The organism is Sphingomonas sp. (genome assembly GCF_017304635.1).
Taxonomy (GTDB): domain Bacteria; phylum Pseudomonadota; class Alphaproteobacteria; order Sphingomonadales; family Sphingomonadaceae; genus Sphingomonas.
Map to the genome: position 1 here is coordinate 257,542 of NZ_JAFKMA010000004.1, position 20,345 is coordinate 277,886.

Annotated in this window: 23 protein-coding genes; 19 read left to right on the forward strand and 4 right to left on the reverse strand. The window is 68.6% G+C overall.

The features are described 5' to 3' along the window. Positions 1-44: 44 nt before the first annotated feature. Positions 45-719 carry a class I SAM-dependent methyltransferase gene (locus J0I47_RS13050; protein ID WP_294047421.1) on the forward strand — a complete coding sequence of 225 codons (675 nt, stop codon included), beginning with the start codon at positions 45-47 and terminating at the stop codon, positions 717-719. Between the two features lie 111 nt (positions 720-830). Next, the gene (locus J0I47_RS13055) at positions 831-2,003 is read left to right on the forward strand and encodes a transposase (RefSeq protein ID WP_294047422.1); all 1,173 of its coding nucleotides are present in this window, start codon (positions 831-833) and stop codon (positions 2,001-2,003) included. Between the two features lie 216 nt (positions 2,004-2,219). On the opposite strand, the gene J0I47_RS13060 is transcribed toward J0I47_RS13055, so the two are convergent. From J0I47_RS13060 to copC, 3 genes are read right to left on the reverse strand one after another with little or no spacing between them, the layout of a single operon-like run. Then, a complete protein-coding gene (locus tag J0I47_RS13060) occupies positions 2,220-2,504 on the reverse strand; it encodes a flagellar biosynthetic protein FliQ (RefSeq protein WP_294047423.1) in 285 nt (94 codons plus the stop codon). A gap of 33 nt (positions 2,505-2,537) precedes the next feature. Next, entirely contained in the window at positions 2,538-3,455 is a 918-nt protein-coding gene (gene copD, locus J0I47_RS13065; protein WP_294047424.1) for a copper homeostasis membrane protein CopD, read from the reverse strand. A 2-nt stretch (positions 3,456-3,457) separates the two neighbouring features. Next, positions 3,458-3,829 (reverse strand): copper homeostasis periplasmic binding protein CopC, encoded by a 372-nt coding sequence (gene copC, locus J0I47_RS13070; RefSeq protein WP_294047425.1) that lies wholly within the window; start codon positions 3,827-3,829, stop codon positions 3,458-3,460. Positions 3,830-4,032: 203 nt separating this feature from the next. Here copC and J0I47_RS13075 point away from each other — a divergent pair, with 203 nt between their 5' ends. From J0I47_RS13075 to J0I47_RS13115, 9 genes are all read left to right on the forward strand, one after another. Continuing rightward, positions 4,033-4,305, forward strand: a complete 273-nt coding sequence (locus J0I47_RS13075; RefSeq protein WP_294047426.1) for a hypothetical protein — start codon at positions 4,033-4,035, stop codon at positions 4,303-4,305. Next, entirely contained in the window at positions 4,302-4,742 is a 441-nt protein-coding gene (locus tag J0I47_RS13080) for a periplasmic heavy metal sensor (protein WP_294047427.1), read from the forward strand. The genes J0I47_RS13075 and J0I47_RS13080 overlap by 4 nt, the downstream gene beginning before the upstream one ends. After that, positions 4,739-5,305, forward strand: coding sequence for an RNA polymerase sigma factor (locus tag J0I47_RS13085; protein WP_294047428.1), 567 nt, complete (start codon positions 4,739-4,741; stop codon positions 5,303-5,305). The genes J0I47_RS13080 and J0I47_RS13085 overlap by 4 nt, the downstream gene beginning before the upstream one ends. Positions 5,306-5,417: 112 nt before the next feature. Beyond that, a complete protein-coding gene (locus tag J0I47_RS13090; RefSeq protein ID WP_294047429.1) occupies positions 5,418-6,458 on the forward strand; it encodes a hypothetical protein in 1,041 nt (346 codons plus the stop codon). Positions 6,459-6,652: 194 nt separating this feature from the next. Further along, on the forward strand, positions 6,653-8,623 hold the full coding sequence (locus J0I47_RS13095; protein ID WP_294047430.1) for a copper resistance system multicopper oxidase: 1,971 nt from the start codon (positions 6,653-6,655) through the stop codon (positions 8,621-8,623). Beyond that, the gene (locus J0I47_RS13100; protein ID WP_294047431.1) at positions 8,620-9,831 is read left to right on the forward strand and encodes a copper resistance protein B; all 1,212 of its coding nucleotides are present in this window, start codon (positions 8,620-8,622) and stop codon (positions 9,829-9,831) included. Before J0I47_RS13095 ends, J0I47_RS13100 begins: the two co-directional genes overlap by 4 nt. 50 nt (positions 9,832-9,881) lie before the next feature. Continuing rightward, on the forward strand, positions 9,882-10,370 hold the full coding sequence (locus tag J0I47_RS13105; RefSeq protein ID WP_294047432.1) for a nuclear transport factor 2 family protein: 489 nt from the start codon (positions 9,882-9,884) through the stop codon (positions 10,368-10,370). 62 nt (positions 10,371-10,432) lie between these two features. After that, positions 10,433-11,008, forward strand: coding sequence for a cytochrome c (locus J0I47_RS13110; RefSeq protein WP_294047433.1), 576 nt, complete (start codon positions 10,433-10,435; stop codon positions 11,006-11,008). A 39-nt stretch (positions 11,009-11,047) separates the two neighbouring features. Next, on the forward strand, positions 11,048-11,497 hold the full coding sequence (locus J0I47_RS13115) for a DUF305 domain-containing protein (RefSeq protein ID WP_294047535.1): 450 nt from the start codon (positions 11,048-11,050) through the stop codon (positions 11,495-11,497). 28 nt (positions 11,498-11,525) lie between these two features. Here the strand turns inward: J0I47_RS13115 and J0I47_RS13120 are convergent, their stop codons facing one another. Next, positions 11,526-11,879 (reverse strand): hypothetical protein, encoded by a 354-nt coding sequence (locus tag J0I47_RS13120; protein ID WP_294047434.1) that lies wholly within the window; start codon positions 11,877-11,879, stop codon positions 11,526-11,528. Between the two features lie 578 nt (positions 11,880-12,457). Between J0I47_RS13120 and J0I47_RS13125 the strand changes: the two genes are divergently transcribed. The 8 genes from J0I47_RS13125 (at position 12,458) to J0I47_RS13160 (ending at position 20,345) form a co-directional block, all read left to right on the forward strand. After that, the gene (locus tag J0I47_RS13125; RefSeq protein WP_294047435.1) at positions 12,458-12,724 is read left to right on the forward strand and encodes a metal-sensing transcriptional repressor; all 267 of its coding nucleotides are present in this window, start codon (positions 12,458-12,460) and stop codon (positions 12,722-12,724) included. A 10-nt stretch (positions 12,725-12,734) separates the two neighbouring features. Beyond that, complete coding sequence (locus J0I47_RS13130; protein WP_294047436.1) at positions 12,735-14,078, forward strand: cation diffusion facilitator family transporter; 1,344 nt, start codon at positions 12,735-12,737, stop codon at positions 14,076-14,078. 78 nt (positions 14,079-14,156) lie between these two features. Continuing rightward, the gene (locus tag J0I47_RS13135; RefSeq protein WP_294047437.1) at positions 14,157-14,579 is read left to right on the forward strand and encodes a helix-turn-helix domain-containing protein; all 423 of its coding nucleotides are present in this window, start codon (positions 14,157-14,159) and stop codon (positions 14,577-14,579) included. Between the two features lie 154 nt (positions 14,580-14,733). Further along, entirely contained in the window at positions 14,734-16,635 is a 1,902-nt protein-coding gene (locus J0I47_RS13140; RefSeq protein ID WP_366810176.1) for a cytochrome c/FTR1 family iron permease, read from the forward strand. 92 nt (positions 16,636-16,727) lie between these two features. Further along, positions 16,728-17,393, forward strand: coding sequence for a cation transporter (locus J0I47_RS13145; RefSeq protein ID WP_294047439.1), 666 nt, complete (start codon positions 16,728-16,730; stop codon positions 17,391-17,393). Between the two features lie 115 nt (positions 17,394-17,508). Then, entirely contained in the window at positions 17,509-17,856 is a 348-nt protein-coding gene (locus tag J0I47_RS13150; protein ID WP_294047440.1) for a hypothetical protein, read from the forward strand. Positions 17,857-17,916: 60 nt separating this feature from the next. Beyond that, positions 17,917-19,188: a TolC family protein gene (locus J0I47_RS13155; RefSeq protein WP_294047441.1), complete on the forward strand. Its 1,272-nt coding sequence runs from the start codon at positions 17,917-17,919 to the stop codon at positions 19,186-19,188. Further along, positions 19,185-20,345, forward strand: coding sequence for an efflux RND transporter periplasmic adaptor subunit (locus J0I47_RS13160; RefSeq protein ID WP_294047442.1), 1,161 nt, complete (start codon positions 19,185-19,187; stop codon positions 20,343-20,345). Before J0I47_RS13155 ends, J0I47_RS13160 begins: the two co-directional genes overlap by 4 nt.

Genomic DNA, 20,345 nt, shown 5'->3' on the forward strand with positions numbered 1-20,345 from the left:
CTACGCATCGCGGCGCGTATCCCCTTGCGAAGGGCAAACAAACCATGCCGACCGAAGAGGGACAGGACCGCGCATTCACGCCGGCGCTCGGCCGGGGGCCGACGAGGCTCTACGACGCCGCGCTCCGCGTCTTCACGCGCGAGCGCCGTTGGCGCGGCGCGGTGATGGACGCGGTCGCCGCCGCGAACCCGAGGACCGTGCTCGACGTAGGCTGCGGCACCGGGACGCTGGCCATCGGCATGGCGAGCCGGATTCCCGGCGCGTTGGTCACCGGCCTCGACCCGGATACCGAGGCGCTCGCGATCGCCGCGCGAAAGACCGCCGGAGTTCGGCAAAGCATCGCCTGGCGGATCGGATTCGCATCGGATGCCGCCCTCGACGGCCGCGCGAGCGCGTTCGACGTCGTCACGTGCACACTGGTGCTCCACCAGGTGCCGCTCGCCGGCAAGGCCGTCGGCCTGTCGGCAATGCAAGCGGCGCTGCGCCCCGGCGGCCGGCTGGTGCTGGCCGACTATTCGGAACAGCGGTTGCCGCTGATGCGCGCGCTGTTCCGCCTGACCGTGCAGCGCATCGATGGGCGCGAGGACACGCAGCCCAACGCGGACGGCGTCCTGCCCCGGCTCATCGCCGGGGCCGGCTTCGCCGATGTCGCCGAATCGATGGTCATCCCGACGCCTTCGGGCTCGATCAGCATCCTCACCGCCACCAAGGTCGGCTGAAACCGATCCGCCGCGGGCGGCGGACCGGCGCCTTGGACAGGGGTTCCGGTATATCGGGTTGATGCATTGGCTTGGGTGAGTCGTTAACCGTTCCGTCGCAACGCTGGCCGAGTGCTGCTGACCTGGTCCTGGAAATTGCGTCCGACACGCGCGCAGCATCGCCTGCTCGAACGGGCGCTGGAGCTGCAACGGCAACTCTACAACGCGGCACTGGAGGAGCGGATCGACGCGTGGCGCAAGTTCGGCCTTTCGATCTCGCTATACGACCAGATGAAATCGCTTACCCTGATCCGAGCCGACGACATCGATGGCTATGGCGCTGCGTCAGTGGCGATGTCGCGCTGGACGCTGAAGCGCCTCGATGACGCGATGAAGGGCTTTTTCCGTCGCGTGAAGAGTTCGAAGGCTGGCGCCGGCTTCCCGCGCTTTCGCTCCTATAAGCGTTGGCACAGTCTGGGGTTCGCCGAGTGGTCCGGCATTCGGCTTGTCGGCGACAGGCTGCGCATCCAGGGCTTAGAGCGTGGAATCCGCATCAACATGCACCGCCCGCTGCCGGCCGACGCGGTGCCGAAGTGCGCGTCGATAACCCGCAAGGGGCGGCGCTGGTTCGCCAACATTACGATTGAGAGCGAGGCCATCGTCGAGCGGCACACCGGCACAGGCGGAGCGCTCGGCGTCGACGCTGGCGTCGCCAGCGTCGCGACCTTCTCTGATGGCATCACGTTCCTAAAAGTTGCTCCGGGACGGCATCATGCTGACGCAATGCGGCGTGCGCAGCGCGCACTGGCGCGCTGCCGGCGCGGGTCGCGGCGGCGCGAGAAGGTTCGCGCGCGCTTGGGGCGGCTGCACCTGCGCGTCGCCAACACCCGCGCCACGCATCTTCACCGTGTGAGCGCCATCACCGCTCGGATGTATTCGACGATCGTCGTCGAAGATCTGAACCTTCGTAACATGACGCGCTCAGCCAAGGGCATGGCGGACGCACCTGGCACGAACGTGGCGGCGAAGTCGGGCCTGAACCGTTCGGTGCTCGACGCCGGCATGGGCAAGTTGATACATATGCTGACCTACAAGGCGGAGCGATCCGGGGGCCGGCTGATCAAGGTGGATCCGCATGACACGTCGCAGGACTGCTCGGGGTGCGGCGTGCGGGTGGCCAAGGCGCTCGTCGTCCGATCCCACGCATGCGAAGCCTGCGGACTGACACTCGACCGCGACGTCAACGCGGCCAGGAACATCCTGGCGCGCGGCCTAGCCTCGCTTGAGGCGAGCGCGGGGGTCTGACCCCGCGGGGAGCGAAACGTGGCCGGTCACGGCGTGCGTGCTCCCGGAACCCTCGTCGCCGGCTCAATCCGGCGCTCGAGATCCGGCTACGGGGCTGCCAACAGGTGGATCAACCCGAAATGCCGGAGGACCTTGGTATGGGCAGTGCTTGACCGGCACCGCCGACAGCGACGCGATGTGGCACAACGCCGCAATGCCATCCGATCGGCGGCGCTGCTAGCGCCCCATGTGCCCGATCAGGTCGAACACCTCGGCGGTGAAGGACGTGAGCAGCTCGACAACCGCCGCCCCGAATACCAAAATGCACAGCATCAGCGCGATCAGCTTGGGGACGAAGCTAAGCGATTGCTCGCTGATCGAGGTCGCCGCCTGCACGATGCCGACGACCAGCCCCACGATCATCATCGGGACGAGCAGGACTATGGAGATCAGCCCGAGGACCACGAGCATCCTGCCGGTCTCGCCGATGAGCGCCGGCCCATCCATCAGCGCGTAGGGCACGATGCGATGGAGGGCATCGATCCGGCCCTTGCATCACATCGCCGACGCGGGCGGCTGCAGGATGCCGAGCCACGCGACCAATGCCAGAACCAGGACCACGCAGACCGTTTCCAGCGCGACGCTGACGCGGAGCGCCACGATCGCGCCGCGATGGTCCCCCGCGTCGATGCGGCCGGCGAGCGCGGGCGTCAGTCGGTAGCGGTTGACCGCCGCGAAGCCGAGCATCGCAGCGAACAGCGCCAGCTTGGCGATCAGGAGCTGGCCATAGGCCGTCGTCGGCAGCGACATCGCGTTGGTCGGCCCGACGAGCAGCCAAGCGTTGACCAAGCCCGTCGCCGTGATGACGGCGACGACGGTCGTCCCCATCAGCGAGAAGCCGTCGAGCGCGCGATGGGTCGCCCACAGGTGCGCGGCGTCCGCCCGGTGCGAAGGGCGCGCGACGAGCAGGACGAGGCACGTCAGGGCGCCGACCCAGATCCCCGCCGCCAGGAGATGCGCGATGTCGGCCATCAGATGCAGCCAGCCGACCGCACCCTCGTCCATCGCGCCGTGGCCCGCCCAGGCGAGGCCGCCGAGCGCCAACGCGCCGCCGACGGAAGCGACGGACAAGGCGGCTACAGGACGGCTTCTCAGGAAGGCAGCTGCCGCGATCAACAGCGCCAGCCCTCCGATTCGCACCATCCAGGCCTTGCCGAGCGACATGCCGGTCAGGATCGCCGCTACGCTCTCCGCATCGACTTGGGACAGGGGGACGCCCGCCATCGATGCGGAGAGCACCGCCAGACCCAGGACCGACAGCGCGATCCCGGCCAGTCCGGCGGATGCGAGCGCGCCCGGCAGCGGCAGCGCGCCACGGACCTGCGGCGCGCAGAGCGCGAAGAACGCCACGCCAAACGCAAGGGTCAGATCCAGGTAGAGCGCGAACCTGACGAGGACGTCGAGCGTGGGCAAGGTCACTTCACCTTGAATGCGTAGCTTCCCTCGACGCGGTGCGTGTCGGTCGAGACGACGTGCCAGTCGAGCTTGTAGGCACCGCGCGGCAACGGCTTGGCGAGCGTCACCACGACGGTCTTGCCGTCCGCCGCGAGCGCGACCGTGACGGTCATCTTCATCGGCGATGACATCTTCATGCCCGGCATGTCGGTCATCACCAGATCGACGCCCGAGAACTTGGCGACCAGCCCTTCCGAGAAGGTGAGCTGCAGCTTCGCCGGCGAGGCGACGACGGCGTTGGGCGCGGGCGTGGCCGAGACCAGCTTGGGATGGGCGACGGCAGGGGCTGCCGCAAAGAGGGCGGCGGTCGCCGCAACGAGGCCGAAACGCATCAGTGGGTTCTCCATTGGCCGGCCAGTCGCCGACATGATGGATACGCGGCACTTGGCATCGCCCCTCGATCGATGTTGACCGGGGCGCGGGCCAGGAAGGAGAAGGTCCTCGACACAAGGAAGCGCGGGAAGGTCGACATGGGAAAATCCGAGGGCGGACGCGCCCGCGTGCGTATCGCCATCCACAGGAACTGGAGCTGAAGATGAACACCGACATCGACACGGCGCTGCGCCGGCTATCAGCGACCGACCATCCCGGCCTCGGGGGGATCGAGGGCGCGGTGATGACGGGCGTGCGCGCCGGGCGCGAGACGCGCACGGGGATGAGGATGGCGGCGATCGCAGGCATCGGCGCGATCGCGCTCGGGACGGTGGCGGCCGGCCCCGGCGCGCAGCCCGCGTCCGCCGCGCCGCTCGCGCCGTTCGGCGTGGCGGCACCGCTCGCCCCGTCGACCCTGCTGACGGCCGACCGGTGAGGACCGCGAGGCTCGCCGCGATCGTCGCGGTCATCGCGTTCGTCGCGGCGGTCGCCGGCGTGTGGGTCGGCCGCACGTTCATCCCGCCGCACCGCCAGCAGGGATCCGAGCTGCACGAGGTGCTGCACCACCAACTTAACCTCGACGACGCCCAGAAGGCGAAGCTCGAGACGCTCGAGCAGCGGTTCGCCGTCCGGCGCCGCGCGTTGGAACTCGAGCTCAGATCCGACAACGCTCGGCTGGCGGACGCGATCGAGGCGGAACACGGCATCGGCCCGCGCGTCACCTCCGCCGTGGACGCATCGCATGCCGCGATGGGCCAACTGCAGAAGGAGACGCTCGCGCACATCTTCGCGATGCGCGGAATCCTGCGGCCCGACCAGGCGCCGGCGTTCGACCGGGCCGTGGTCAAGTCGCTCACCGCCGACGCGCAGTGAGGCCCGACTACGGTTCGCTCCCCGACGGGGAGCTCGCCACGCTCGCCGTGGCGGGGGGCGATGCCGCCTTCTCGGAAATCCTGCGCCGTCACCGCAGCCACGTCTACCGCCTCGTCGTCGGCAACGTGGGCGACCCGGACGAGGCGCTCGACCTTACGCAGGAGACGTTCGTCTCGGCGCACCGCGCGCTGCGTCGCTACGATCCCGCGCGACCGATGCGCGCATGGCTCGCGGCGATCGCCATCAACAAGTGTCGCGACTGGGGGCGGCGGCGCGCGGTCAGGCGCTTCCTGACCTTCGCGCGCCCGATCGACGAGGTCGCCGAGGCGGTGCCCGCCGACATCCCCGGACATGACGACATCGCGGCCGACCGGCAGGAGCTGGACAGGCTACGCCGCGCGGTCGCGGAACTGCCGGCGACACTGCGCGAACCGCTCGTGCTGCACGCGGTCGAGGGGATGAGCCAGGCCGAGACCGCGGCCGTCCTCGCCATCACGGAGAAGGCGGTCGAGACGCGCCTGCGACGCGCCCGGATCAAGCTGGCGGAGCGCCTCCGCCGCTGACCAGAGGGCGTCGGGTCCGACAAACATAGTTGCGATCCGATGGCGACAGGCCGCGTCTCGATGCCTTAAAGCTCGATCTCAATACCGATGGACGCCTCTGCGGGACCTGCCCTTGCACATCTTCATCGACGAATCGGGCACGTTCACCGGGATCGGCGGCGAGACGCCCGCCGTCTCGACCATCGGCGCGCTCATCCTCACCTCGCACAGCCTTCCGAAGCTCCTCCGCAGATACGAGCGGCTGCGCGCCAACCTGCCGAAGCGCAAGGGCGAGGTGAAGGGCAGCCTGCTCAGCGAAGCGCAGGTCGCGGCCGTCGTCGAACTTCTGCGCAGGAACGGCGCGATCTTCTGCGCGTCGATGATCGACCTGGCCGCGCACACGGCCGACGACATCGCCGGACACCGGGATCGCCGCCGCGAAAGCCTGGCCGCCAACCTCACCGACGGCCACACGCCGGAACTGCGCGCCGGCGTGGCCGCCCTGCAGGACCGGATGGCCGGCTTCTCGGACCAGCTCTACGTGCAGGGCGCGGTCATGATCGACCTGCTCTACCGGGTCATGCAGGACATGATCGTCTATCACTGCCAGCGCTTCCCGAAGGAACTCGCCGAATTCCACTGGGTGGTCGACGCCAAGGACCCGACCGTCGTCACCGACTGGGAGGATTGGTGGTCGAAGACGCTCGTCATCTGGCTGCAGGCGATGTCGCTCCAGCGACCCGGGGCGATGCTGCCCGGCGGGGACTATCGGCATTTCCAGCGGTTCATCCTGCCTGAACTGCCGGCTTATCTTCGCGAGGTCGCTCCGCCGGGCGACCGGACCTACGGCGCCGGCGTCGATCTCCAGCTGATGTATGGCGAGAGCTTCCGCTTCTCGTGCGATCCGGAACCCGGGCTCGAACTGGTCGACATCGTGACGAACGCCCTGCGCCGCGGCCTTGTCGGCAACCTGGGCGAAGCGGGTTGGCTTCCGCTGCGCGGGCTCATGATCCACCGGAGCGACGTCTATGTAAGGCCGGTCGGCCTCATCCGCGATGAAGACCGCAAGCTGGCACGCCCGCTGCTGGCGACGATGAACAGGTTCAGGAGCGGCGGGCGCATCATGGCGACGCGCAACCTGCAGTGGCCGGAAGACACGACCGTCCGCGAATGACTTCGGGTTGACCGCGTCGCCCAGGTAGAGGTCGGCCGCGCCGGGCATGATCGCCCGCATGTGCCGGCGCCGCGCGCTTGACCCTTACACCATGTCAAACGGCAGACCGCGAGAACATCGTCAGATTCCTTGAGGGGTGAGCCGGACCGCCGCGTAGAGGATTGAAAGGAAGCCGTTCCATGCCAGGGGCCGAAATGAACAACACGATAGACCGACGCGCGCTTCTGCGAGGCGCGGGGCTCGGAGCCGGCGGACTCGCGCTGGCAGCCTGGATGCCCGCTTGGGCGCAGACTGTCTCGGCCGGCCTCGTCCCCGACCTGCCGACGGTCTCGGGCGAAGACATCACGCTCAGGATCGCGCGCCAGACGATGATGATCGACGGGCGGCCGTCGAGGGCGATCGGCATCAACGGGACGGTGCCCGCGCCGCTCATCAGATTGCGCGAGGGGCAGAACGTCCGCCTCAAGGTGATCAACGACCTGGACGAGGACAGCTCGATCCACTGGCACGGGCTGCTGGTCCCAACCCAGTTTGACGGCGTGCCGGGCGTCTCGTTCCCCGGCATCAAGCCGCGCTCGACGTTCCTATACGAATTCCCCATCCGGCAGAACGGCACATACTGGTATCACAGCCACTCGGGCATGCAGGAGCAGCTCGGCCACTACGGCCCGATCGTCATCGATCCCGCCGGCGCAGATCCCGTCAGGTTCGACCGCGAGCACGTGATCGTGCTGTCCGACCACAGCCAGTCGAGCCCCGAGGCGATCTTCCGCAACATGAAGACCATGCCGGGCTTCTACAACTACCAGCGCCAGACGCTGGCGGGGCTGCTAGCGGGGCGTGACCAGAAGCTGAAGGACCGCGTCATGTGGGGCGGCATGCGGATGGACCCCGCCGACGTCTCGGACGCGACCGGTGCCGCCTACACCTACCTCGTCAACGGCCATGGCCCGTCCGACAACTGGACGGCACTGTTCAAGCCCGGCGAGCGCGTCAGGCTGCGCGTCATCAACGCCTCGTCGATGACCACCTTCAACGTGCGCATCCCGGGTCTGCGGCTGACCATCGTCCAGGCCGACGGGCAGAACGTGATGCCGGTCGAGGTGGACGAGTTCCAGATCGGGGTCGCCGAAACCTACGACGCGGTCGTCACGCCGACCGAGGACAAGGCCTTCACGCTGGTCGGTGAGTCGGTCGACCGCTCGGGCATGGCGCGCGCCACGCTCGCGCCGCGCGCCGGGATGGCCGCCGTGGTGCCCCCGCTACGCCCGCGCCCGATCGCCACGATGAAGGACATGGGCATGGACATGTCGTCGATGGACGGCATGGGCGGCGAAAACGGCGGCATGGCCGGCATGGACCATTCCAAGATGGCCGGCATGGACATGTCGAAGCCGATGCCGGGCATGGACATGTCGGGCGGTTCCGGCGGCGCCATGCCGGGCATGGCTATGCCGCAGGCGCGCGGCGTCGACCCGACGAGTGAGCAGAACCGCTCGGCCGCGCTGGGCGGCGTCGAGCGGATGCCGCCGAGCATGGCGGGCATGGACCATTCGAAGATGGCGGGCATGTCGGGCTCGGGCGACATGGCGGGGATGGACATGGGCGGCATGAAGATGCGCGACTTCTCCTACGCGCCAGAGGTCAAGAAGGGACCAGGGGTCCAGACGATCTCGCCGATGCCGATGGACCGCACCGGCGAACCCGGCCAGGGTCTCGAGGACGTCGGCCACCGCGTGCTCGTCTACAAGGACCTGATGGCGCTCGAACGCAATCCCGACGTTCGCGCGCCGTCGCGCAGCCTCGACATCCACCTGACCGGCAACATGGAACGATTCATGTGGTCGTTCGACGGCGTGAAGATGTCGGACACGATGGAGCCGTTCCCGTTCACCGAGGGCGAGCGCGTGCGGATCAACCTGATCAACGACACGATGATGGGCCATCCCATCCACATTCACGGGCACTTCTTCGAGCTGGTCACCGGGCATGGCGACCATGCGCCGCGCAAGCACACCGTTATCGTCCAGCCGGGCGGCAAGGTGACCTGGGACTTCACGGCCGACGCGGTCGGCGACTGGGCGTTCCACTGCCACCTGCTCTACCACATGATGGCGGGGATGATGCGCACCGTCAGCGTGCGCCCGAAGGGAGCGGCGGCATGAGCCGGCTCCTCGCGACCCTTGCCGCCGGCACCGCCCTCGGCCTGACCTCGCCCGCGTCCGCGCAGGACATGGGCGGCATGAGCATGCCGGGCATGAAGATGCCGATGCCGGCCAAGAAGCCGGCGGCCAGAAAGCCGGCACCGCGCAGGGCGAAGGCCGGTAAGCCCGCCGCCAAGGCGAAGCCGGGCGTTGCCGCCAGGAAGCCGACCCCACGACAAGCCAGCCCGCGCGCCGACTCGATGCCGGGTATGGACATGGGTCCGCCAAAGCCCGGGGCCGCCACGTCGGGCGCCATGCCGGGCATGGACATGAGCGGCGGAAAGCCGAGCGCGGCGGACGCGATGCCCGGCATGGACATGTCCGGGAAGGGGCAGACACCGGGAGCGATGCCCGGGATGGCGATGCCCGGCGGGGCGATGACCGGCATGGAGATGACCGGCATGGAGATGACCGGCACGGCCCTTTCGGCAGGCGACGCGCCGGCACCGCCCGCCCCGACGGACCACTACGCCGACCGCTTCTTCCCGGCACCCGACATGGCCCGCTCGCGCCGCGACATGATGCGCGAGCAGGGCGGCAGGCCGTTCGGCACCGTGCTGTTCAACCTCGCCGAATTCCAGGCGAAGCGCGGAAGGGACGGATACCGATGGGACGGCGAGGGATGGTTCGGTGGCGACATCAACCGGTTCACGCTCAAGACCGAGGGCGAGGGTACGATCCGCGAAGGCATCGACGGCGCCGAGGTGCAGGCGCTCTACAGCCGCGCGATCGGCCCATACTTCAACCTGCAGGCCGGCGTGCGGCACGACTTCAAGCCGAGCCCCACGCGCACCTACGCGACGATCGGGTTCGAGGGGCTCGCGCCCTACATGTTCGAGGTCGAGGGCGCCGCGTTCGTCTCGCCGCAGGGCGACGTGCTCGGGCGGCTCGAGGGCTACTACGACCAGCGGATCACCCAGCGGCTGATCCTGCAGCCGCGCATTGAGATCAACCTGTCGGCGCAGGACATGCCTCGTCAGCGCATCGGCGCGGGGCTGACCGACGCCGAGCTGGGGCTACGGCTGCGATACGAGATCACGCGGCGCTTCGCGCCCTACGTCGGCGTGTCCTACGAGGCGAAGACCGGCCGCACCGCCGACTACGCGCGGGCCGATGGGCAGAAGCCGAGGTCGGCCAGCCTGGTCGCCGGCATCCGGTTCGGGTTCTGACCGCCATGCACGGGATCCCGACCGACCGGACCGGAATGCCGCGGGCCACGATGGCCGCCGCGCGGCGACGCATCGCGATCGCGGCGACCGCGATCGGCGGCACCATCTCCCTTTCGGTCGCAGCGCTGGCGCAGCCGGCCGACCGGTCGTCGGACCTGCGCGCCGTCACGAGCGTCCTGGCCACCTACAAGGCCGCGATGGAGCGGCTCGACGTCCGGGGGACCGAGCGGCTCTTCGCTCCGGACTCCCAGATCTTCGAATCGGGCGGCGCGGAAGGGACCTACGCCGAATACCTGGCGCACCACCTCGCACCGGAACTCGCGGAATTCCGCTCGTTCAGCTTCTCCGACTATCGGATCGACGTCCGCTTCGTCGGACCCGTCGCGCTCGCGACCGAGACCTACCGGTTCCGCATCGCGCCGAAGGTCGGCGATCCCGCCGAGCGGCTGGGCGTGGCGACAAGCGTGCTCAGCAAAGCCGGCGGGGCATGGCGCATCGTGTCGATGCACAACAGCGCGCGGCGGCCGAAGGCGCCCTGACGTTGCAGCCGCCCGGCGGGTTAGAAGACAGGGATCTGGGATTCCAACGTGGAGGAACGGGGATGAAGCGCATCGACTGGCGACGCCACCTTCCAAGCGTAACCTTCGTCGGCGCGAGCTCGGCCATGCTGGTCGTCGCGACGGCCGCATTCCTATACTTCGGCATCTACAACATCGCCGCCGACGCGCCGCACACCCGGCCGGTCTACGCGCTGATCGAGAATCTGCGCGACCGCTCGATCGCGGTGCACGCGCGCGGCATCCAGCCACCGGCGGACCTGGCGTCGCCCCAGCGGGTCGCGGTGGGGGCAGGCCTCTACAACGAGATGTGCTCGTCCTGCCACCTGGGGCCTGGCGTCGAGGCGTCCGAGCTCAGCAAGGGCCTCTATCCACCGGCACCCGTCCTCGCCGAGGCGCAGGACCTGACCGCCGGCCAGCAGTTCTGGGTGATCAAGCACGGCGTCAAGCTGAGCGCGATGCCTGCGTGGGGGAAGACGCATCCCGATCCGCTGATCTGGGACATGGTCGCGTTCGTCCGCAAGCTGCCGGGCATGACCCCCGAGGAATACAAGCGGCTCGTCGCCAGCGCCCCCGCCGACCATGACGAGATGATGAAGGACATGCCGGGCATGAAGTGACGCGGGGGCGAGAAAAACAGGAGAAGCGACTTGGAAGACATGAAGGGTATGAAGAACGGCTACGTCAGCCTGGCTGTCCAGACCGCCGTCAGCGGCGTGATAATGTATCTGGTGATGTTCGTCATGATTGATGGGCTCGGCAGCTTCTACAACAACCTCAATATGGTCTACATGACCCTTATGATGGCAGCTCCGATGACGATGATGGTCATCGCGATGAAAGACATGTTCCCCTCTACACGGGCGAATGTCGCGATCCTCGCTGTGTCGGTGCTCGTGTTCGTCGGGTCATTTGCCTTGATCCGCACGCAAACCACGATTGGCGACACCGCCTTTTTGCGTTCAATGATCCCGCATCACTCGGGTGCCATACTCATGTGCGAAAAGGCGAAGCTGCAGGATCCCGAGGTCAAACGGCTGTGCGAGGGAATCATCAAGTCCCAGCGCAACGAGATCAATGAGATGAAGGCGATTCTCCGGCGCATGTGAGCGATCCCGTGATAATCGAAGCCCCGGCTTATTGCTCCACCTTCTGGCGTGCTGCCTCCACTTTACCCTCGCTCCAAAACCGCAATGCAAGCGAGTGTCCGGCAGCCTGCGCCAAGCGGGACTTATACCTGAAGCCGTAGCCAGCGCGATATCGAACCTCGCGCAACGCCTCGATGAACCGAGCGCCACTGTTTTCCGATGTGCCGGCCTTTTCGCGAACCTCAGCTATTTCGGCGAGCGTGAGCGAGAAACCTGGTTCCGGGATTGAAGAAGGGTCGAGGCCGTCGAGGTGATTGCATCCCGCACATATGTAATCGGACTCGAAGCGGCGGACGGCCACCGTAACTGGATCCTCGGCCCACATGCGGTTGTCGTTCAGCACCTTCGCGACAACGGTCGGTTCTACGCCCAGCTTTAGAAGGCCGTCCTCGAGACCTTCTCGAACTACGCCTTGTGTGTGGCAGTGATGCTTTACAAGCCGGAGATGTCTGCCGCAGCCGGGACAGTCCCCATTTAGATCCCTTTCCTTGGCCACTCTTAAACTCTCCGTCGTTTGAACGGTGATCGAGCAAATAGGTTAAAGAGGCGCAAACCACGCCCAGGACACTGACGATCGTAATACCGCGCCGCGTCAGAACGGTGATTTGCGCCGAGCATCCGCACGGCAACGCCGCGTGCGCGTCGGACCGGATTGGTTGCGCGCTAGATGCGCGGCGCCGCAGATGTGGGGGCGCCTGCGAGAAAAATACTTATCAGCCGCTTACGCCGGAAGACGAGGTGATCGACCATCGGCTCGGCCAATCCACCTAAGTTGGCAGCGTTAATCCCCGACGCGCGAATGCTGTCGATGCAGAATGTCGGTTGTTCCGCTGCCACGTTCGTTTCGGACGGTCGAACTTCATCACTCCGACCAGACCTGCCCTTATTGACCCCCTCCCCCCTAGGGGGTAGGGGGGGGTGATGTCCCACCCATCCGATCCCGAAGTCCGCCGCGGACTGACCCAGGCCCAGGGCCACCTCGCCTCCATCCTCACGATGCTGACCGAACAACGGTCGTGCCTCGATCTCGCCCAGCAACTGCAGGCGGTCGAGAGCACGATCCGCACCGTCAAGCGTGCGCTAATCCACGACCACATGGAGCACTGCGTGGCGGACGCCGTGGCGGAAGGGGGAATGAGCGCGGAGCAGGCGCTGCGCGAGCTCAAGTCGCTCACCAAGTATCTTTGAGGAAGACCGAATGACGGGCGTCCGCGAATGGCTGGGGTTCGGCGGCGAGCAGGCGTTCGGTCACGCCGGACACGGTCATGACCACGGCGGTGCCGGTGGGCACGGCCACACGCACGGCGTCATCGACCCCTCGCTCACGACCACCGACCGCGGGATCTGGGCGATCAAATGGTCGTTCGTCATTCTGGCGATCACGGCGGCGCTGCAGTTCGTCGTCGTGATCCTGTCGGGTTCGGTCGCGCTGCTCGCCGACATGATCCACAACGTCGGCGACGCGACCACCGCCATCCCGTTGTGGTTCGCGTTCGTCCTCGCGCGCCGCAAGCCATCCAGGACGTTCACTTACGGCTTGGGTCGCGTCGAGGATCTGGCCGGCATCCTCATCGTCCTGATCATCCTCTTCAGCGCGATCGTCGCCGGCTACCAGGCGGTCAGTCGCCTCATCCATCCGCAGGCGGTCACGCATCTCGGCTGGCTGGCAGCTGCCGGCGTGATCGGGTTCGTGGGCAACGAGGTCGTCGCGGTTTTCCGCATCCGGGTCGGCCGGCAGATGAACAGTGCGGCATTGATCGCCGACGGATACCATGCCCGCACCGACGGCCTCACCTCGCTTGCAGTGGTTCTCGGCGCGGCTGGCGTGTGGTTCGGCTATCCGCTGGCCGACCCGATCATCGGCCTGCTCATCACGATCGCGATCCTGGGGATCGTCTGGCAGTCGGCACGGGCGGTCATCACCCGGACACTCGACGGCGTCGAGCCGGGCATCACGGCGGAGATCCGCCATGCGGCGGAGCACGTGCCTGGCATCGTCGAGGTGCTCGACGCGAGGGCTCGCTGGATGGGACACCGGCTCCATGCCGACGTCGCCATCGCGGTCGACGACGCGTCGCTGATGTCGGAAGGCGTCGAGATCTCGCGCAGGCTGAAGGCCGAACTGCTCGAGCACATCCCAGCGCTGCGCAGCGCGAACGTCACGTTCGACGCTTCGGACCTATTCGTGCCCGCGTCGGAACCGGCCGGCGGCTCGGGTCACCACCACGCCCCGGCCCCGTTTCGGTTCAGCGGAGAGCTGGCCCAGGGCGTGCTGGAGATCGTGGACACGCCCGAAGGCGAGCGGATGCGGGTCACATTCACCCGAGCGTCCCGCGAGATCGTCGCCGAGGTCGTCATCGACCGGCCCGGTGGCGAATACGAGACGCTCCACCTCGTTCAGACCAACCGGTCGCGCGTGTTCGAGAGCACGGTGGCACCGAAGGAGCCGCACGAGTTCCAGGCGGTCCTCGAACTGGCCGAAGGCGGGCGTGCGGAGGCACTGCCCTTCGCGATGACCGAACCTGCTGGCCATGCGCATTGAGATGATCCCGGCTAAGGAAGGGGCGACTTCCGACCGCCAATAATCCCGTGATCCGAAACTCCAACCTATCGGACTGAAATGGCCTCTGCATCACTGAGCATCGGCAAGCTCGCCGCAGCCACCGGCACCAAGGTCGAGACGATCAGATACTACGAGTCGATCGGCCTGTTGGCGGCACCCGAACGAACTGCCGCGAACTACCGCGTCTATTCGCCCGATCATCTCGCCCGGCTCAGCTTCATCCGCCGTGCCCGTTCGCTCGGCTTCTCGCTGGAACAGGTCCAGGCGCTGCTCGGGCTCGCCGACCAGAAGGACAGGTCGTGCTCGGCCGTCGATCTGATTGCGCGCGAGCATCTGGCCGACATCGACCGGAAGCTCGCCGACCTCACGATGTTGCGTGCGGAACTGGACAGTCTGATCGTGCAGTGCGGTCACGGGACGGTGTCCGAATGCCGCATCATCGAGTCGCTCGGGCCGCAGGGCGCGAAGGAGAATGCCTAGCTCACGATTAAGACGCTATTGCAACTAACTTGCAAATACCGCTTGACCCTCTAGTCGCTAGAACCTTTATCGGACGCGGATGCCATCGTTCGTCCGCCCCCGAATCCGCAGCCTGCCATCGTCCGCACGGCGCTTGGCCTTTCGCTTGATGGCCATGCTAGCCCTATCCGTCGGCATGCTCGGCGGCGGTGCCGCCCACGCCCAAGGCGCCGACGTGCCGACGGCCTGGCGCCTGCTCGACTATGTCGCGGTGGACTATGCGGGCGCCGTCGCCGACGGCAAGGTTAAGAGCGCGTCCGAATACGCCGAGATGAGAGAGTTCGGCGCCTCCATCTCGGAGCGGATCGCCGCGTTGCCGCCATCGTCGGCGAAGGGCGGACTTGTCGCGGGCGCGGCACGCCTCAGGTCCCTGATCGCGGCGAAGGGCCAGCCCGAGGACGTCGCCTGGCTAGCGCATGGCCTCGCGGCCGACCTGCTCAAAGCCTATCCCATCCCGCTCGCGCCGGCGCGAGCGCCCGACCTGTCGCGCGGCGCCACCCTATTCGCGCAGAACTGCGCCAGCTGCCACGGCATGAACGGCGACGGGCGCGGCGCCGACGCCGCGAAGCTCGCCACGCCGCCCATCGCCTTCGCGGACATCGGCCGGGCGCGTCAGCGCAGCCCGTTCGCGCTTTACCAGGTGATCCTGCAGGGCATCGACGGCACCGCGATGCAGAGCTTCGGATCGCTGCCGTCCGACGACCGCTGGGCATTAGCCTTCTATGCGGGGCGCTTCGCATTCACCGATGCGATGGCAACCGTGGGTGAGCGGATCTGGAAGGGCGACGCCTCGGTCCGTGCGCGCGTCCCCGACCTCACCACGTTGGCGGGCCTGACGCCGCAGGCGCTCGCCGGACAGTTCGGCCAGCCTGAGGCGGACGCCGTGATCGCCTATCTCAGGCGCCATCCGGAGGCGGTGACGCAGCCTGCGGCCGGATCGCTTACGGTCGCCCGTGCGAAGCTGGCGCAGAGCGTGGCGGCATACAGGGCTGGCGACCGCCTGACGGCGCGGGAGCTCGCACTTTCCGCCTATCTCGACGGCTTCGAGCCGATCGAGCCGACGCTCACCGCCCGCGACGCCACGCTGATGGGCCACATCGAAGGCGCGATGGGCGAGTTCCGCGCCGCGATCCAGCAGGGGCGGCCTGCCGACGAGCTCGCCACGCGCGTCCAGGTCCTGAACGGGCTCTTCGACGACGCCGACGCCGCGCTGTCGCCGGACGCCGCGAGCAGCGCATCGACCTTCCTCGGCGCGTTCACGATCCTGTTGCGTGAGGGCCTCGAGGCGCTTCTGATCGTCGTCGCGATGATCGCGTTCCTGCGCAAAGGCGATCGCACCGACGCATTGCCATACGTCCATGGCGGCTGGATCGGCGCCTTGCTCGCCGGCGGTGCCACCTGGGCGGTCGCGACCTACGCCATCGGGATCAGCGGCGCGAGCCGCGAGCTGACCGAGGGCTTCGGATCGCTGCTCGCCGCCGTCGTCCTGCTGTCGGTCGGCATCTGGATGCACGGCAAGGCCCAGGCGGACCAGTGGCAGCGCTACATCCGCGAGCGGATGTCGCACGCGCTGTCGCGACAATCCTCTTGGTTCCTGTTCGGCCTCGCGTTCGTCGTCGTCTACCGCGAGGTGTTCGAGACGATCCTGTTCTATGCCGCCCTGTGGACGCAGGGTAACGGCGGCATGCTGCTCGCCGGTGCCGGATCGGCGATCGCGCTGCTCGGCCTGATCGCCTGGGCCATGCTGCGCTACAGCCGCGACCTTCCGATCGCCAAGTTCTTCACCTACAGCGCCTGGCTCATGGCGGCGTTGACGGTCGTGCTGGCCGGAAAGGGCGTCGCCGCGTTGCAGGAGGCCGGGATCATCGACATCGCGCCGCTCGCCGGCGGATTGCGCATAAGCATGCTCGGCATCTTCCCGACCTGGCAGTCGGTCGCAGCCCAGCTGGCCATGCTCGTCGCGGTGGCAGCGGGATTCACCCTCAACCGCCGGCGGGCCGTCGCCACCGCGCGATGAAACATCGCGTGGCGAAAGACCAGTTAGCGCTTGACCCTGTAGCGGCTACAGGGTGCATGGCCGACACATGACGTCGAAACGAGCGATCCGCCATGGCCTGTAGCAGCTGCCCGAGCGACGCACCCGCCCAGCCGGACCCCCGCTGGCGGCGCGTGCTGTGGATCGCGCTCGCGGTCAACCTGGCGATGTTCGCCGGCGAGATATTCGCCGGCATCGCGTCGGGCTCGCGCTCACTCCAGGCCGACGCGCTCGACTTCCTCGGCGATGCCGCCAACTACGCGATCAGCCTCGGCGTCGCTGGCCTAGCCCTTCGCTGGCGGTCGCGCGCCGCGCTGCTCAAGGGCGGCACGATCCTGGCGTTCGGCCTCTACGTGCTCGTCACGACGCTCGCCGCGGCATTCGGGACGCTGGTGCCGCACGGCGAGACCATGGGTGCGGTCGGCATCCTGGCGCTCGTCGCCAACGGCACCGTCGCGCTGATGCTGTTCCGCTACCGCACGGGCGACGCGAACATGCGGTCGGTCTGGATCTGCTCGCGCAACGACGCGATCGGCAACCTCGCGGTGGTTGCCGCGGCCGTCGGCGTGCTGGGCACCGGCACGCACTGGCCCGACCTCGCCGTCGCCGCGATCATGGCGGCGCTCGGCGTATCGGGCGGGCTGCAGATCATCCGCCAGGCTAGAGGGGAACTGACTTCGGAAACCGAGGCGTCCATGCTCCCGGACCCTGCCGCGCTCAGAAACGCCGCCGCCGAGTAGCATGCCGCCGTCGCCAAACCTGACGCCGCCCCGACGGCCGGCCCCGCGCGGCCTCGCCCGTGCACGTCGCGGAAACGGTTGGCCGCGCGCCGCGCTTCGTCTACGAGCGCCGGGAATGCGCAAGCTGCTCGCCTCGATCGCAAGCCTGATGCTGGTCCTGACCCTGTGCTCGGGATTCCAGTCGTCGGCCGCCTACGCGGCCGAGATCGACGGCTGCAGCAAGACGATCGTCGACGAGAACGCTCCCGGCCATTCCGCGGGCGACGCGGACGAGGTGCCCGGCGATTCCGACAAGGCGACGCCGCACCACCACAGCGTCGGCCACAGCCACGAACTCGCCGTCCCGGCGGCCGAGGTCGCGTCGCTGGACCTGCAGGCACGCACGCTCCCATCTGGCCAAGGCGCCGCGGTGCCGCCTGCCGCCGCCGACCTGTTCCGCGACCTGAGACCACCGATCGCCTGACCTCGCCCGCTCCCGCGCCCCGGCGCGGGATTCCAAGCGAACGTCAGGAGACCAACCAACATGTCCCGAACTCTCGCGGCGCTGCTCGCCGCGACCGTCTGCGCCGGCACCGCCGTGGCGCAGACGGCCCCGGTCGCATCGACCGAGGCCCCACTCACGCTCGACGACGCGCTGGCGTCGGCACGCGCGCACTCCCCCGGCATGGAGGCGGCGGAAGCCAGCATCCGTGCGTCCACGGCCGGCCGAACGGTGGCTGGCCTGAGGCCGAACCCGTCGTTCGAAGGCCAGGCCGAGAACGTCGCCGGAACCGGACCCTATCGCGGTCTGTCAGGCTCCGAGACGACCGTCGGCTTCTCGCTGCCGATCGAGACGGGCGGAAAACGGTCGGCCCGCGTGGCCGTCGCCGACACGCGCATCGGCCGCGCCAAGCTCGGCGCGGTCGTCGCGCTCGCCGACCTCGAGCTGCTGGTCACCGAGACCTATGTCGAGGCGGTCGGTGCCGAACGACGGCTGCTGGTCGCGCGGCAGCAGGCCGTGATCGCCAAGGAAGGCCTGCGCGTCGCGCGGGACCGCGTGATGGTCGGCGCGGCCTCGCCGATCGACGAGCAGCGCGCCGACGTCATCGCTATCAACGCGAACGTGGCGGTCGAACGCGCCGAGCGCTCGACCGACGTGGCGCGCCAGAACCTGTCGCGCCTGATCGGGCGGCCGGTCACGGAGCCACTCGACACGACCTGGTTCGACCGCGTCGGCGGGTTCGGGCCGACGATCGCGCCGAGCTCCGATGGCACGCTGGCGCTCGCCGTCGCCGCCGCGGACCTGGCGACCGCCGAAGCCCAGGTCCGCCTGGCCCGCGCGAATCGCATCCCCGACATCACGCTCAGCGCGGGTGCCCGGCGGCTGCAGTCGTCGCGCGACACCGCCGCGGTCGTCGGCGTGTCGATCCCGATACCGCTGTTCAACAACGGCCGGGCGGCCATCGGCCAGGCCACGGCCGAACGCGACCAGTTCGCGGCGCAGCTCAGGCTCGCGCGGCTCGATGCCGACCGGGCGATCGCCAGCGCCATGGCGGACGTCGCCAACGCCGCGACCGCGGCGAGGGCGGCGAATGGCCCGGCGCTCGCGGCCGCCCAGGAGGCGGCGCGCATCGCGCGCATCGGCTACGGCCAGGGCAAGCTCGACCAGATCGAGCTGCTCGACGCCGAACGCACCCTGTCCGAGACCCGCGCGGCGGCCACCGACGCCCTCATCGCCTTCCATACCGCCACCGCGCGCCTGCGCCGCCTGACGAGCGCCGCGCCGTCGGCCACCCCATCCGGAGACTACCGATGACCGAGACCAACAAGCGCCTGCTCGGCGGCGCGGCCGCCGTCGCGCTCGTCGCGTCCGCGGGCGGGTTCCTGACCGCCCGGCTGACCGCACCCGCCGCGCCCAAGCCAGCGACGGAAGCTCCCGCCGAGGCCGGGAAGGCGGCGTCGGACACCGTCACCATGACCGACCCCGCGATCAAGGATGCGAGCATCGCGACCGAGACCGTCGGCGCCGGCGGCCTGTCCGCCGAGATCGTCGCCCAGGCGGCCGTGTCGGCGTCGCCGACCGGCGAGGCCGTCGTCACGGCACGCGCCGGTGGCGCGGTCGTTCGGCTGCTCAAGCGGCTGGGCGATCCGGTGCGGGCGGGCGAGGCGCTCGCGATCGTGGAAAGCCGCGACGCCGCGCAGTTCTCCTCGGACATCAAGGTCGCCGCCGCGCGCTCGACGCTGGCGCAGAAGGCGTTGGCGCGCGAGCGCTACCTATACGAGCAGAAGGTCTCGTCGCGCGCGGACTACGAGAAGGCGCAGGCCGAGGCCGCGACGGCCGCGGCGGAAGCCCAGCGCGCCCGGTCCACGGCGGGCGCCGCGAACGTGACGGCCGACGGCCGCGGCGTGATCGTGGCCAGCCCGATCTCGGGGCGCGTCACCGCGATCACCGCCAAGCTGGGCGCCTTCGTCCAGCCCGAGACGGAACTGTTCCGCGTGGCCAACCCGCGCGAGGTGCAGATCGAGGCGGCGATCGGATCGCTCGACGCGAGCCGCCTCGCAGCCGGCGACCGCGCGGTGATCGAGCTCCCCGATGGACGGACGGTCGAAGGCCGCGTGCGCGCGGTCACGCCGACGCTCAACACCGAGACGCGGGCCGCGACCGCCGTCATCGACATGCCGTCCGCCGGGCTTCCGCCGGGCCTCGCCGTGCGCGTCCGCCTGCTGCCGAGCCGCGGGGCCGGGTCGACCGCGATCGTGGTCGCCGAGGAATCGGTCCAGTCGCTCGGTGGCCGGGACAACGTGTTCGTGCGCACGCCGCAGGGATTCCGCGCCCGGCCGGTCACCACCGGTCAGCGTAGCGCCGGCCGCATCGAGATCGTGAACGGCCTGCAGCCAGGACAGGTGGTCGCGACGACCAACGCCTTCCTGCTCAAGGCCGAGCTCGGCAAGTCCGCCGGCGAGGAGGAATAG